The sequence below is a fragment of the Aeromicrobium sp. NPDC092404 genome, from assembly GCF_040684095.1.
Taxonomy (GTDB): domain Bacteria; phylum Actinomycetota; class Actinomycetes; order Propionibacteriales; family Nocardioidaceae; genus Aeromicrobium.
Window position 1 is genome coordinate 1,417,617 of sequence record NZ_JBFBFI010000001.1, and the last position, 13,404, is coordinate 1,431,020.

Annotated in this window: 11 protein-coding genes; 3 read left to right on the plus strand and 8 right to left on the minus strand. The window is 69.6% G+C overall.

Annotated features, from left to right (window positions below; all coding sequences use genetic code 11):
* Window positions 1-36: 36 nt before the first annotated feature.
* Window positions 37-1,095 carry a 3-isopropylmalate dehydrogenase gene (locus AB0N22_RS07210; RefSeq protein ID WP_364637606.1) on the minus strand — a complete coding sequence of 353 codons (1,059 nt, stop codon included), beginning with the start codon at window positions 1,093-1,095 and terminating at the stop codon, window positions 37-39.
* Window positions 1,096-1,601: 506 nt separating this feature from the next.
* Between AB0N22_RS07210 and AB0N22_RS07215 the strand changes: the two genes are divergently transcribed.
* Window positions 1,602-2,165, plus strand: a complete 564-nt coding sequence (locus AB0N22_RS07215; RefSeq protein ID WP_364637608.1) for a class I SAM-dependent methyltransferase — start codon at window positions 1,602-1,604, stop codon at window positions 2,163-2,165.
* 7 nt (window positions 2,166-2,172) lie between these two features.
* Here AB0N22_RS07215 and AB0N22_RS07220 read toward each other — a convergent pair whose 3' ends face one another.
* Window positions 2,173-3,723 carry an amino acid permease gene (locus tag AB0N22_RS07220; RefSeq protein WP_364637610.1) on the minus strand — a complete coding sequence of 517 codons (1,551 nt, stop codon included), beginning with the start codon at window positions 3,721-3,723 and terminating at the stop codon, window positions 2,173-2,175.
* A 216-nt stretch (window positions 3,724-3,939) separates the two neighbouring features.
* On the opposite strand from AB0N22_RS07220, the gene AB0N22_RS07225 reads away from it, so the two are divergent.
* Window positions 3,940-6,186, plus strand: coding sequence for an EAL domain-containing protein (locus AB0N22_RS07225; protein WP_364637612.1), 2,247 nt, complete (start codon window positions 3,940-3,942; stop codon window positions 6,184-6,186).
* On the opposite strand, the gene AB0N22_RS07230 is transcribed toward AB0N22_RS07225, so the two are convergent.
* Complete coding sequence (locus AB0N22_RS07230; RefSeq protein WP_364637614.1) at window positions 6,099-6,788, minus strand: hypothetical protein; 690 nt, start codon at window positions 6,786-6,788, stop codon at window positions 6,099-6,101. The two genes, AB0N22_RS07225 and AB0N22_RS07230, sit on opposite strands and share 88 nt — an antisense overlap.
* Window positions 6,788-6,949, minus strand: a complete 162-nt coding sequence (locus AB0N22_RS07235) for a hypothetical protein (protein WP_364637616.1) — start codon at window positions 6,947-6,949, stop codon at window positions 6,788-6,790. The genes AB0N22_RS07230 and AB0N22_RS07235 overlap by 1 nt, the downstream gene beginning before the upstream one ends.
* A 60-nt stretch (window positions 6,950-7,009) precedes the next feature.
* On the opposite strand from AB0N22_RS07235, the gene AB0N22_RS07240 reads away from it, so the two are divergent.
* Window positions 7,010-8,458, plus strand: coding sequence for a PLP-dependent aminotransferase family protein (locus AB0N22_RS07240; protein WP_364637618.1), 1,449 nt, complete (start codon window positions 7,010-7,012; stop codon window positions 8,456-8,458).
* Here AB0N22_RS07240 and AB0N22_RS07245 read toward each other — a convergent pair.
* The 4 genes from AB0N22_RS07245 to AB0N22_RS07260 all read right to left on the minus strand — a co-directional run bounded on the left by AB0N22_RS07245 (window position 8,448) and on the right by AB0N22_RS07260 (window position 13,310).
* Entirely contained in the window at window positions 8,448-9,680 is a 1,233-nt protein-coding gene (locus AB0N22_RS07245) for an esterase-like activity of phytase family protein (RefSeq protein ID WP_364637620.1), read from the minus strand. The two genes, AB0N22_RS07240 and AB0N22_RS07245, sit on opposite strands and share 11 nt — an antisense overlap.
* Before the next feature lie 172 nt (window positions 9,681-9,852).
* Window positions 9,853-10,878 carry a ketol-acid reductoisomerase gene (ilvC, locus tag AB0N22_RS07250; protein ID WP_364637622.1) on the minus strand — a complete coding sequence of 342 codons (1,026 nt, stop codon included), beginning with the start codon at window positions 10,876-10,878 and terminating at the stop codon, window positions 9,853-9,855.
* 22 nt (window positions 10,879-10,900) lie between these two features.
* Window positions 10,901-11,431: an acetolactate synthase small subunit gene (gene ilvN, locus AB0N22_RS07255; RefSeq protein ID WP_364637624.1), complete on the minus strand. Its 531-nt coding sequence runs from the start codon at window positions 11,429-11,431 to the stop codon at window positions 10,901-10,903.
* 1 nt (window position 11,432) lies between these two features.
* On the minus strand, window positions 11,433-13,310 hold the full coding sequence (locus AB0N22_RS07260; protein ID WP_364639259.1) for an acetolactate synthase large subunit: 1,878 nt from the start codon (window positions 13,308-13,310) through the stop codon (window positions 11,433-11,435).
* Between the last annotated feature and the right edge of the window lie 94 nt (window positions 13,311-13,404).

Below are 13,404 nucleotides of genomic sequence, written 5' to 3' on the forward strand. Positions count from 1 at the left end.
ACGTTAGTACTTTCTTGGGTCAAAGGTAAGCGGTCGTTAACCGACCGCTACGCCCTCGGCCACACGTGAAGCGATGGCCTCTCCCACCTCCTCGGTGCTGCGCGGAGCTGCGCCTCGGTCGGCGATGTCGGACTCGACGGCGCTGCTGATGCGGGCCGCCGCCTCCGACAGGCCGAGGTGCTCGAGCAGGAGTGCGCCGGAGAGGATCGCCGCCGTGGGGTCGGCCTTGTGCTGGCCGGCGATGTCGGGGGCCGAGCCGTGGACCGGCTCGAACATGCTGGGTGCCGTGCGGTCGGGGTTGACGTTGCCGCTCGCGGCGAGGCCGATGCCGCCGGTGATCGCCGCGGCGAGGTCGGTGAGGATGTCGCCGAAGAGGTTGTCGGTGACGATGACGTCGAAGCGGGCCGGGTCCGTGACGAGGAAGATCGTCGCGGCATCGACGTGCAGGTAGTCCACCGCGATGTCCGGGAACTCGGCGGCGACGGCGTCGACCGTACGCGTCCAGAGGTGGCCGGCGTGGACCAGCACGTTGTTCTTGTGGACCAGGGTCAGCTTCTTGCGCGGACGCGCTTGGGCGCGGGCGAACGCGTCGCGCACGACGCGTTCGACGCCGTACGCCGTGTTGACGCTGACCTCGGTCGCGAGCTCGTGCGGCGTGCCGACGCGGATCGCGCCGCCGTTGCCCACGTACGGACCCTCGGTGCCCTCGCGCACGACGACGAAGTCGATCGCGCCGGGATCGGCCAGAGGGGTCGCGACGCCGGGGAACAGCTTGGACGGCCGCAGGTTGACGTAGTGGTCGAGCGCGAACCGCAGCTTGAGCAGCAGACCCCGCTCGAGGACGCCGGACGGCACGCTCGGGTCACCGACCGCACCGAGCAGGATGGCGTCGTGGCCGCGGATCTCCGCCAGCACGGACTCGGGCAGCGTCTCCCCCGTGGCGTGCCAGCGCTTGGCACCGAGGTCGTACTCGGTGCTGCTGAAGGCGGCGTCGTGGTCGGCGGCGACGAGGTTGAGGACCTGGAGTGCCTGAGCGGTCACTTCGGGTCCGATGCCGTCACCGGGCACCACGGCAAGGGAGAACGAGCGAGTCATGGGCGTCATTCTAGGCAGGCGGGTCTCAGGATGTGAAACCCGCGTCTTGGCATGTGGTCAGTTGTCGTCGGGCCGGTCGGACAGCTCGAGCTCGATTGCGTGAGCCTCGTCGCGCAGGTGCGCGGGGCCCCACTCCATCAGCTGGGGTTCCATGTCGATCTCCTTCGGGGGTGGACGGGGGCGGGGTCCGGCGCGGGTCCGCCGTTCCACCAGACACATGTCCGGAGATCATCCGAGGAGAGTACGAAAGCGTGCGACCAGGTCGTGCTGTGTTTCAGCCAACCTGTGCAAACCCTGCGGCGGAACGGCGGGCCAACGCCGAAACTCCGCGGCAGGGTGTAGCCCTAAGAGGCCCTGCCGCGGCAAGCGATTACTACGAGCTGCTTCCGCATGGTGCAGCCAGTCTAGGGGGCTGCAGCTGCGGATGTCCGGCGAACTGCGCGGGTGTCTCAGGGCGCGAGATGGGACGCGCGTGCCGACCCCGTGGATCGTGACAGACTGGCCACGTGAGTGCTCCCGCTGAAGTCCCCGCGCTCGTCTCGAGCACACTCGACCTCTCCCGTCAGCGCGGGTTCATCACGTCGATCCGCAACGAGACGGGCCGGCTGCTGGCCTCGCTCGCCGCGTCCCGCAGCGGAACGCTCGCCGAGCTCGGCACCGGCTGTGGCGTCGGGTCCGCGTGGCTCTCCAGCGGCGCACCCAAGGACGCCCGGGTCGTCAGCGCCGAGCTCGACCCCGCACTCGCCGGCGACGTGCAAAAGATCTTCGCCGACACCGACAACGTCGAGGTGATCGCCGGCGACTGGTCGACGCTCGAGCAGTACGCGCCGTTCTCGCTGCTGTTCGTCGACGTGCGTGAGGTCATGCAGGACATCGACGTCATCGCCGGGCTGCTCGAGCCCGGCGGCATCGCGGTGCTCGACGACTTCGTCCCGTCGGCGTTCTGGCCGCCGATCGTCGAGGGTCGCGTCGACACCATCCGCGAGCAGTGGCTGACCGACGAACGATTCGCCGCCGTCGAGATGCTGATCGATGTCGACGCATCCCTCGTCATCGCCACCCGCCGCTGAGGCCAGCTCAGCGATAGCCCGCTCGGTGGGCTCCGGGTGGACGCGCACCGGTCGCCGATGCCGCCGGTGGTGGCGGCTCGGCCGGCAGCTCCTCACGGTTGGCGAGGGCGCTGTGCCCCCGGCCGTACGCCAGGTAGACGACGAGCCCGAACGCCATCCAGATCGCGAAGTCCCGCCAGGTGTCCCAGCTCAGGTTGAGGGAGAGCCAGATCGTCGCGAGGAGCGACACGATCGGCACCAGCGGGACGAGGGGCACACGGAAGCCCCGCTCGAGATCGGGCTGCGACCTGCGGAGCCGGATCACGCCGACCGCGCAGAAGGCGAAGGCGAACAGGGTGCCGAGGACCAGCAGGTCCGCCCGCTGGACCGTGCCGGGATCCAGCGCGAGTGCGGCACCCGCCAGGCCCGCGACGAATGCTGCGCGGGACGGTGACGACCCCACCCCGACGCGGGCGAGCCCGCGGGGTAGGAGGCCGTCACGGCCCATCGCGAACAGCACCCGGCTCTGGGCGATCAGCACCACGAGCACGACGGTCGTCAGCCCGAACAACGCGCCCACGTTGATGATGTCGGCACTCCAGCCCGGGCCGACCGCGCGCAACGCGTCCGAGACCGGGGCACCGGTGTCCAGCTCGCCGTACGGGCGCACTCCGACGAGCACGGCCGCCATGGCGACGTACAGGACGGTCACGATGCCGATCGAGGCGAGCATCGCGCGTGGCACCGTGCGGCGTGGTTCCTTAGCATCCTCGGCGGCCGTCGCGATGAGGTCGAACCCGATGAATGCGAAGACGATCGCGCCGGCAGCGGTGAAGATGCCCATGATCCCGAAGGCGTCGCCCGTGCCGCCCAGCAGGCTCTGCAGCACTGTGCCGCTGGTGCCGGCGCCGTCCTTCGCGTCGGGCACGAACGGCGTGTAGTTGGCGGTGTCCACGTGGCGGGCGCCGATCACGATGACCACGACGACCGCGGTCAGCTTGGCCGCGACGATCGCGGCCAGGACCCGACCGGAGAGCTTGGAGCCCACCATGACGAGCAGGGCCAGGACGATCACGACGATCGCCGCCAGCCAGCCCGTGCCCTCCCCGATCGCCGAGTGCTCGGAGACGAAGCCCGGCACCGAGACGTCGAAGCCGCGCAGCGTCGAGTCGAAGTAGGACGCCCAGACGCGGGAGACGACGGCGGCCGCCACGACGAGCTCCAGCACGAGGGCCCAGCCGACGATCCAGGCCCACAGCTCCCCGAACGCGACGTAGGCGAAGGTGTACACGCTGCCAGCTGTCGGCAGCGTCGAGGACAGCTCGGCGTACGACAGCGCGGCCAGCAGGCACACGACGGACGCGATGAGGAAGGAGACGATCACGGCCGGCCCGGCCATCGTCGCCGCCTGCGTGCCCGCCAGGGCGAAGATCCCGGCACCGATCATGACGCCCAGGGCCAGCACGACGAGCAGCCCGGTGCCGAACACGGCGGGCAGGCGGTGTCGCGCATGGCTGATGCGCAGCATCGCGAGCTCGGGCGGGAGGCGTCGCGACCTGCCGATCCGGCCGTCGGTCATCCCGCCCCCCAGCTTCCCGGCCGCCCGATCGCGACCGTGTTGCGAGAAACGTACCGGCGTCCGCCCGCTCGTGTCAGCCGCCCGGGCCGGGCCACTCCGGCTGGCGTGAACGCTCACAGTTCGGGGACGTCCTGCGGATGGGACCGGTCATGGTCCAAGATGGAGTCGTCGACGCCTGTCGGCCTGGCCAGCTCGAGGCAACGGACAAGGAGCGCCATGACCAGGATCTATCTCGTCGCGGGCACGCTCGTGACCGCGATCTACCTCCTCGGTCCGTCGTCCGCGCTGTACCTCACCATCGGTGTGTCGTGCGTCGTCGCGATCCTGGTCGGCATCCGCGTCAACCAGCCGACCACCAAGCTTCCTTGGTACCTCATGGCAGCCGGCCAGGGCGCCTGGGTCGTCGGCGACTTCCTCTACGACAAGCCGGACCTGTTCGCATCCGTCCCGTACGACTCGGACATGGCCTACCTCGCGGCCTACCCGCTGCTCATCGCCGGCCTGGCCGTGCTCGTCCACAGTCGGCGTCGTGGCCGGGACACCGCGGGCCTGATCGACAGCGCCATCGCGACGATCGGCGGTGGGCTGCTGTCGTGGGTGCTGGTCGCCGATCCGCTCGTCCACCACGCCGACACGCCCTGGTTGGAGCGCGCGATCGCCGCCGCCTACCCGGCCGGGGACATCCTGCTGCTCGCCCTGGCCGTACGCCTGGTCGCCGCCCCGGGGTCACGGTCCACCGCCTTCCGCCTGCTGCTGGTCGCCCTCGCCGCGATGATCGCGGCCGACACCGTGTTCGCCATGCAGGTGGGGACCGCGTACACCCCCGTGCTCGACGGGCTGTGGCTGATGTCCTACGTGCTGTGGGGCGCCGCCGCGCTGCACCCATCGATGGCCCGCCTGTCCACGCCGGCCGGGGTGCGCACGGCCCCCTTCACGGTCCGACGCCTCGTGGCGCTGGGCGCGGCCGTGCTCATCGCCCCGGCGCTGCTCGTGGCCAACCTGACACACGGCCTGCACATGCACGGCCAGACCGTCGTGCTCGCTGCCAGCGTCCTGGCGATCCTCGTGGTGGCCCGCATGGCGTACAACATCGAGGAGATCCGCGCGACCAAGCGGCAGCGGGACCAGCTCCGTTCCGACCTGTTCCACGAGGCCTCGCACGACTCCCTGACCGGCATGGCCAACAGTCCCTACATGCGTCAGCAGATCGGTGCCGCACTGCGACGAGGACGTCGCGAGGGAACACCGGTGGGCCTGCTCGTGATCGACCTGGACGACTTCGACGAGGTCAACGACCGCTTCGGTCACGGCAACGGCGACCTGGTCCTGCGCAGCGTCGCCCAACGGCTGCGCAGCCTGGTGCGCGACGTGGATGCCGTCGGGCGCCTCGGTGGCGACCAGTTCGTCGTGCTCCTCGAGTCGGTCGCCTCCGACCACGACGCGATGATCATGGCCGCCCACCTGCTGCCCGAGATCAACCAGCCCGTCGAGCTCGCCGGACAGGTCATCCCCCTCAGCGCCAGCATCGGTGCCGCGACGAGCATGGACGGCGGCACCGACCCCGACCAGCTGCTGCACGAGGCGAACGTCGCGATCCGCCGCGCGAAGGCCTCGGGCCGGGGCCGGATCGAGGTGTTCGACAACCGGTTGCGGTCCGAGCTGCACCACCGGGAGACCATCGAGCGCGAGCTGCGAGCCGGACTGGCCGCGGGCGAGGTCTCGATCCACTACCAGCCGGTCGTGGCGGTCCACACCGCCATCGTCGAGGGCTACGAGGCCCAGCTGCGGTGGGACCACCCGACCCGTGGGCTGCAGGGGCCCGAGACCTTCCTGCCGATCGCGGCGTCGTCCGACCTGATCCGCGACGTCGAGATGTGGACGCTGCGCATGGCCACGGCAGAGCTGTCCGAGCTGACCGCGGCCGAGCCTGAACGGTTCGGCGACCTCACGATCACGGTGAGCATCTCGGGACGGACCCTGGCCTCCCCCACGTTGCTGTCCGAGGTCCAGTCCGCCTTGGAGGCGGCCGACCTGGCCCCGCACCGGCTCACGATCGGTGTCACCGAGATGGCGCTGGTCGACGTCCCGAACGCCATGCTGCCGCTGAGCGCCTTGCGGCACGCCGGGGTCTTCGTCAGCATCGACGACTTCGGCACCGGACGGACCCCCATCGCCCAGATCCAGCACCTGCCGGCCGATGCCATCAAGATCCACTCGACACTCGTGAACTCCGAGGAGCCCGGGGCGCGGGACCTCCTCGCCCTGCTGGTCAACGCCGCGCACGGCTCCGGCCTGCTGGTCGTCATGGAGGGCGTCGAGACCATCGAGCAGCTCGCCGACCTGCGGTCACTCGACTGCGACTCGGCGCAGGGCTTCTACTCGGCGTCGCCGGACCCGGTCACGGGGCCCGTCACGCACCCGGCGTCGCGTGTTCCACGCCTGCGCATCGTCCCGGACGAGTGAGGCCGGCCTGAGGGGTCCGCTGGACGCACCTCGGCGTATGGCAGGAAGAACTGCACGATCGGGCCGATGGTCAGGGCATACAGCACCGTGCCGATGCCGACGGTCCCGCCGAGGACGAACCCGATGACCAGAACGGTGACCTCGATGACGGTTCGCCAGAACCGCACGCTGCGACCGGTGCGCCGTACGAGGCCCAGCCACAGTCCGTCGCGGGGTCCCGGACCGAGGCGGGCACCGATGTAGATGGCGCCCGCCAGCCCGTTGCCGACCACCCCTCCGACCAGCAGGAGGCCACGCAGCCACGGATCGTCCGGCTGGCTGATGATCGCGATGCCGGCGTCGGCCGCGAGACCGATCACCACGACGTTGGCGATCGTGCCGAACCCGGGCATCTGGCGCAGCGGGATCCACAGCAGCAGCACGACCGCACCCACGAGGATCACGACCTGCCCGAACGTCAGAGGCAGCTGTCCGGCCAGACCCTCGTGGAAGACGTCCCACGGGTCCAGGCCGAGGGTGGACTCGACCATCATCGCCATCGTGAACCCGTAGAGGAACAGGCCGACGAAGAGACGGGCGAGACGGTTGACCATGTCGGCCATCACATCAGACTCCGGTAGGGGCTGCTGAGGTCGATCTCCTCCCGGTGGCTCCGCGGCGGCGGGCGCACACCGTAGCCGTCACCACGAAGCGTGCGGGCGAGCTGCACGACCATGGTGCCGAGGGCGATCACGAGGACGAGGACGAGGATGAGCTGGATCATGTATCCAGATTGCTGCCGATTGGCATGGAAATACATAGCCAATTATGAAACAGTGGCCCTGTGACAACTTCGATCTCAGCTGCCATGCTGACCAAGCTCCTCGGGCCGAAGGACTTTGCGGGACCCGCCTACCGCGAGATTGCGGACCGCATCCGACTCCTGGCGGTGGACGGGCGCATCGTGGACGGCAGCCGACTGCCGTCCGAGCGCGAGCTGGCAACCGCGATGGGCGTCAGTCGCACGACGACCAGCCGGGCGTACGCGGAGCTCCGCGACTCGGGGCTGCTGCTCTCCCGTCAGGGCTCGGGCAGCGTCGTGCACCTACCCATGGCGACCTCCAGCTCGAGCAGCCTGATCATCACCCAGGACGACGCGGACACGATCGCCCTGACCTACTCGGCCCCTGTGGGACCCCCGGGCCTCGCGCGGGCGTTCGAGTCGGCCGCCGAGAAGCTTCCCGGGCTGCTGGCGACGACGGGCTACCTCCCGGACGGGCTGCCCGCCCTCCGCGAGGCTCTCGCCCAGCGCTACACCGATCAAGGGCTGCCCACCGATCCCGACCAGATCATCGTGACCGCCGGAGCGATGGGTGCTGTGTCCTTGCTGGCCCGCACCCTCCTGAGCCAAGGGCAGCGCGTCGTCGTCGAGGGCCTCAGCTACCCCCACGCGCACGAGTCGCTCGCGGCCGCCGGTGGGCGGTTGACGCCGCTCCCGCTCGACGACCGACCATGGAGCCCACCCGCGCTGCGTGCCGCGCTCGAAGGGGCGCCACATCGAGCCGCCTACATCGTGCCGGACTTCCACAATCCGACCGGCGCCGTCATGTCGGACGAGGAGCGAAGCGCCTGGGCGTTCGAGATGCGTCGCCACGACGTCGTCCCGGTCGTCGACGAGTCGCTGCGGGAGATGAACCTCGACGGGGTCGAGCTCCCTCCGGTCTTCGCGACGTACAGCCCGCGCGCACTCTTGATCGGATCATCCTCGAAGTCCTTCTGGGGCGGCCTCCGAGTCGGGTGGATCCGCGCACCCAAGGCTGCCGTGATGCCGATCGTTCAGGCCCGCATGATGGACGACCTCGGATCGTCAGCGTTCGACCAGCTCGTGTTCGCCGAGCTCCTGGCCGAGGGTGGCCAGACCGCTGCCGCTGGCCGTGCACGACTCAGGGCGGCCCGGGATCACCTCCTCGCCGAGCTGGCTCGCGAGCTGCCCGACATCAAGGCTCCGTGCCCGCCCGGCGGTCTCAACCTGTGGGTCACGCTGCCCGACCGCATGTCGTCACGGTTGACCACGGCGGCCAGCCGGCATGGCCTGGTCCTCACGCCCGGGCCGCGCTTCGTCACGCACTCGGCTTCCGCAGGCGAGCGGCACCTGCGCCTGCCCTACACCCAGTCGCACGACACCTTGACCGAGGCCGTCCGCCGATTGCGTCTTGCTTACGACGACGTGGTCGCGAACACGGCGCACGAGACCCGTCGACACCGCACGGACATCCTCGAGCTCATCGCCTGATCCGGGCGGACGGGTCGATGATGATCATCTCGGTGTCGTCCGGCGTGCCGGGGTGGCGTGCCGCGTTGCCCGGATAGTTGTTGTCGTTGGCGATCAGCAGCCGGCCCCCGGACAGCGGCACGAGCGTCTCGACCGACTGGAAGCCGAACGAGAAGCTCGGACCGGTCCCCCAGCCTCCACCGGCGCTGATGCCGCTCGGGTCCGAGATCCTGAGCAGGTCCACGACGAGCGCCTTGTCGAGCGGCTGCGTCGTGCGTCCGAGCCGGACCTCGTAGACCTTCTTCGTCACCGCGGCAGGTCCGTCGCTGTTGTCCCGCTCGAGGACCAGGAGCCGCCCGGCGCCGACCATCTGGGCGTCGGCGACGAGGTTGGCGTCGGCGTCGACGTGGTACGTCCACGTCCGGCCCGTGTAGCGGTTCGTGCGGGTGTCGAACTCCGAGATCACCCGACGCCGCTTGTCCGAGTCGTCGACGAGCGCGTTCTCGACGACCGGGTAGAGCCGGCGTCGGTCCGTGGACTGCGCCATGGCCTCGAACCCGCCACTCCGCTGGACCTTCGGCGCCTCACCACCGAGATCGGGGTTCTGCGGGGACTTGCCGAGCGGGAACGGCACCGGTGCCGAGAGCACCCGACCGCGGGAGTCGACGTGCAGCAGGAACGGGCCGAACTCCTCCCCGATCCAGAACGAGCCGCCACGGCCTCGCTGGACGGACTCGATGTCGAAGTCGTCGCCGGTCAGCACCCGGTCGTTCGTCGCCTCGTTCACGATCGGGAAGGGGATCTTGCCGCGTGGGTCCGACAGCGTGAGGTGGCGCAGGATCGTGATCCTGCCCGCCCCGCCCGCCGCGGTCTTCCACTGCGGTTTCACGAGGTAGAGGCGCAGCAGGAAGTCGGCCGAGTTGCCCTTCGCGCCGAATCCGTTGTCGGGCTGGGCCCAGAACGTCCCGTCGCCGTTGTCGATCGCGGCGGAGAAGCCCGGGATGACCTGACCCGGGAACGGTCCCTGCCGGCCGTTGGCCGGGGTCGCCAGCGCACCGGACGCCGGTCCCAGCGCCTGGTGGTCGGCCGACAGCGTCGCCCTGGCGAGGAGCCGCGGCTCGTGACCGGCGCGCTCGTGCTGGGGGTCGCCGGACGCCGCGACCGGCACGAAGGCCGCGCAGGCGAGGGCTGTGGCGATGCTGCCGGCGACGCGGCGTCGGGACTGGGCGAGATGGGTCTCCATGACCTGCTCCTTCGGTTCGAGTGGAGCGGTCCCCCCGCTCACCCAGCGAGCCAACCCGGCCCAGGCGACGGGCGGACGAACGTCCGGCGAGGACCGGCTGAACGCCGGGTCCGCAGACGACGAAGGGGCGCCGCACCTCTCGGTGCGACGCCCCTCTCGATGACGTACGGGCCTAGCGCGCGGCCTGGCCGTCGACGTAGTCGGCGTCCTGCTGCTTCCATGAGAAGTGCGAGCGCAGGACCTTGCCGGTGGCCTCGATCGAGTGACCGGCCTCCTTCTCGCGCAGCGCGAGGAACTCCTCGCCGCCGGCGTCCTGGTCGCCGATGAAGCGCTTGGCGAAGGTGCCGTCCTGGATCTCGGCCAGCACCTCCTTCATGCGCTCCTTGACCGAGGCGTCGATGATGCGCGGTCCCGAGACGTAGTCGCCGTACTCGGCGGTGTCGGAGACCGACCACCGCTGCTTGGCGATGCCGCCCTCCCACATGAGGTCGACGATGAGCTTGAGCTCGTGCAGCACCTCGAAGTAGGCAATCTCGGGCTGGTAGCCCGCCTCGGTCAGCGTCTCGAAGCCGGCCTGGACGAGGTGGGACACGCCGCCACAGAGAACGGCCTGCTCACCGAACAGGTCGGTCTCGGTCTCCTCGGTGAACGTCGTCTTGATGACGCCCGCCCGGGTGCCGCCGATGGCCTTGGCATAGGAGAGCGCGAGGTCCCAGGCCTTGCCGGTGGCATCCTGCTCGATGCCGATGATGTCGGGGATGCCGCGCCCCGCCACGAACTCGCGGCGGACGGTGTGACCGGGGGCCTTGGGCGCCACCAGCGTGACGTCGACACCCGCCGGCGGCTTGATGTAGCCGTAGCGGATGTTGAAGCCGTGCCCGAACACGAGGGCGTCGCCGTCGACGAGGTTGGGCTCGATCGACTCGGCGTAGACGTGCCGCTGGACCTGGTCGGGCGTGAGGATGACGACGACGTCGGCCTCCTCGACGGCCTCGGCGACACCGAGGACACGCAGGCCCTGCTCCTCGGCCTTGGCCCGGCTCTTGGATCCCTCGAGCAGGCCGACGCGGACGTCCACGCCTGAGTCACGCAGGTTCAGCGCGTGCGCGTGCCCCTGGCTTCCGTAGCCGATGACCGCCACGTGGCGGCCCTGGATGATGCTCAGATCTGCGTCGTCGTCGTAAAAGAGTTCAGCCACGGGGTACTTCTCCTTGAAGTGTTCAGCCTGCTTGCGTGCCGGGAACGGCGCGAAGGGTGCGGTCGGTGATGGAACGGGATCCGCGGCCGATGGCCACGCGCCCCGATTGGGCGATCTCGCGGATGCCGAATGGTTCGAGAACGTTCAGCATCGCGGTGAGCTTGCCCGCGTCTCCGGTCGCCTCGATCGTCACGGCATCGGTGGCAACGTCGACCACCTTAGCCCTGAAGAGCTGGACGGTCTCCAGCACCTGCCCCCGGGTCTGGGGGTCGGTCTTGACCTTGATCAGCATGAGCTCGCGCTCCACGGCACTGCTGGAGTCGAGCTCGACGATCTTGAGGACGTTGACGAGCTTGTTGAGCTGCTTGGTGACCTGCTCGAGCGGCAGCTCGTCGACATTGACGACGATCGTCATGCGCGAGATCTCGGGGATCTCGGTCGGCCCCACCGCGAGCGAGTCGATGTTGAAGCCGCGCCGCATGAACAGGCTCGACACGCGAGCGAGCACACCCGGGGTGTTCTCCACGAGAACCGACAACGTATGTGAAGTCATGTCAGAGATCCTCGTCATCCCACTCGGGGGCCAGGTCGCGCGCGATCTGGATGGCGTCGTTGCTGGTGCCGGCATGGACCATCGGCCACACCATGGCGTCGCGCTCGACCACGAAGTCGATCACGACCGGGCGGTCGGTGATGGCCATGGCCTTCTCGATCGTCGCGTCGAGATCCTCCTCGCTCTCGCAGCGCAGGCCCACACAGCCGTACGCCTCGGCGAGCTTGAGGAAGTCGGGGATGCGACGGGCCCCGATGGACTCCGGGCCGGTGTTGAGGTCGGTGTTGGAGTAGCGGCCTTCGTAGAGCAGGGTCTGCCACTGCCGGACCATGCCGAGCGAGGAGTTGTTGATCACCGCGACCTTGATCGGGATGCCCTCGATCGCACAGGTGGCGAGCTCCTGGTTGGTCATCTGGAAGCAGCCGTCGCCGTCGATCGCCCACACGACCGTCCCGGGCAGCCCGACCTGGGCGCCCATCGCGGCCGGGACGGCGTAGCCCATCGTGCCGAGCCCGCCGGAGTTGAGCCACTGGCGCGGGCGCTCGTAGTCGACGTAGTGCGCCGCCCACATCTGGTGCTGCCCGACACCGGCGGTGTAGGTCGCCTCCGGGCCGGCGATCGCGTTGATCCGCTCGATGACGGTCTGCGGCGCGAGGCCGTTCTCGGGCTTGTCGTAGCCGACCGGGTACTTGGCCTTGATGGCGAGCATCTGCGTCTTCCACGCCGTGTAGTCACCCTCGACGCCGTCCTCGGCCGCCTGCTTGCGCAACGTCGTCACCAGGTCGGCGATGACCTCGCGGCAGTCGCCCACGATCGGCACGTCCGCCGTGCGGTTCTTGGAGATCTCTGCCGGGTCGATGTCGGCGTGGATGACCTTGGCCAGCGGGGCGAACGACGCCAGCTGTCCCGTCACGCGGTCGTCGAAACGAGCGCCGAGCGAGATCAGCAGATCGCTCTTCTGCAGCGCGGCCACCGCGGCGACCGTCCCGTGCATGCCGGGCATGCCCAGGTGCAGCTCGTGCGAGTCGGGGAACGCACCGCGCGCCATCAACGTCGTGACGACCGGGATCTGCGTCAGCTCGGCAAGCACCGCCAGCTCGGCCGAGGCATTCGCCTTGATGACGCCGCCGCCGACGTAGAGCACCGGGCGCTCCGCCGCGGCGATCAGGCGGGCGGCCTCGCGCACCTGCTTGCCGTGCGGGCGGGTCGTCGGCCGGTAGCCGGGCAGGGCCAGCTCGCTGGGCCAGGTGAACGTCGTGGTGGCCTGGAGCGCGTCCTTCGAGATGTCGACCAGGACGGGGCCGGGCCGCCCGGTGGCAGCGATGTGGAACGCCTCGGCGATGACCCGCGGGATGTCCTCGGCGCGGGTCACGAGGAAGCTGTGCTTGGTGATCGGCATCGTGATGCCTCGGATGTCGGCCTCCTGGAAGGCGTCCGATCCGATGGCCCCGCTCGGCACCTGACCCGTGATCGCGACGATCGGGACCGAGTCCATGTGGGCGTCGGCGATCGCGGTGACGAGGTTGGTGGCACCGGGGCCGGACGTGGCCATGCAGACGCCGACCTTGCCGGTCACCATCGCGTAGCCCTGCGCCGCGTGGCCGGCGCCCTGCTCGTGGCGCACGAGGATGTGACGGATCTTCTCGGAGTCGAAGAGAGGGTCGTACGCGGGCAGGATCGCGCCGCCCGGGATGCCGAAGATGGTGTCCACCTCGGCGTGCTCCAGCGCCCGCACGAGGCTCTGGGCCCCCGTGAGCTGCTCGGTCATGATGTCGTCCTTCGGTTTCGGTCCATCGTATGTCGTTCGGTAGACCCGGCTGTTCGCATAAAAAAATCCCCCGGCCGTGAGGCATTCGAGGGAGACGCGGGGCCGGATCAGGCCATCGCGTCAGCGCGGTACTACAAGAATCTCTGCGTGCACGCGTCCAGTCTCGTCCTCGCGCCTACGGTGGTCAAGTGGTGAGACAAGACGT

Coding starts and splice junctions, on each gene's coding strand:
- AB0N22_RS07210 (WP_364637606.1), bottom strand. CDS start 1,095: ATGACTCGCTCGTTCTCCCTTGCCGTGGTGCCCGGTGACGGCATCGGA.
- AB0N22_RS07220 (WP_364637610.1), bottom strand. CDS start 3,723: ATGACCGACGGCCGGATCGGCAGGTCGCGACGCCTCCCGCCCGAGCTC.
- AB0N22_RS07225 (WP_364637612.1), top strand. CDS start 3,940: ATGACCAGGATCTATCTCGTCGCGGGCACGCTCGTGACCGCGATCTAC.
- AB0N22_RS07230 (WP_364637614.1), bottom strand. CDS start 6,788: ATGGCCGACATGGTCAACCGTCTCGCCCGTCTCTTCGTCGGCCTGTTC.
- AB0N22_RS07235 (WP_364637616.1), bottom strand. CDS start 6,949: ATGATCCAGCTCATCCTCGTCCTCGTCCTCGTGATCGCCCTCGGCACC.
- AB0N22_RS07245 (WP_364637620.1), bottom strand. CDS start 9,680: ATGGAGACCCATCTCGCCCAGTCCCGACGCCGCGTCGCCGGCAGCATC.
- ilvN (WP_364637624.1), bottom strand. CDS start 11,431: ATGACTTCACATACGTTGTCGGTTCTCGTGGAGAACACCCCGGGTGTG.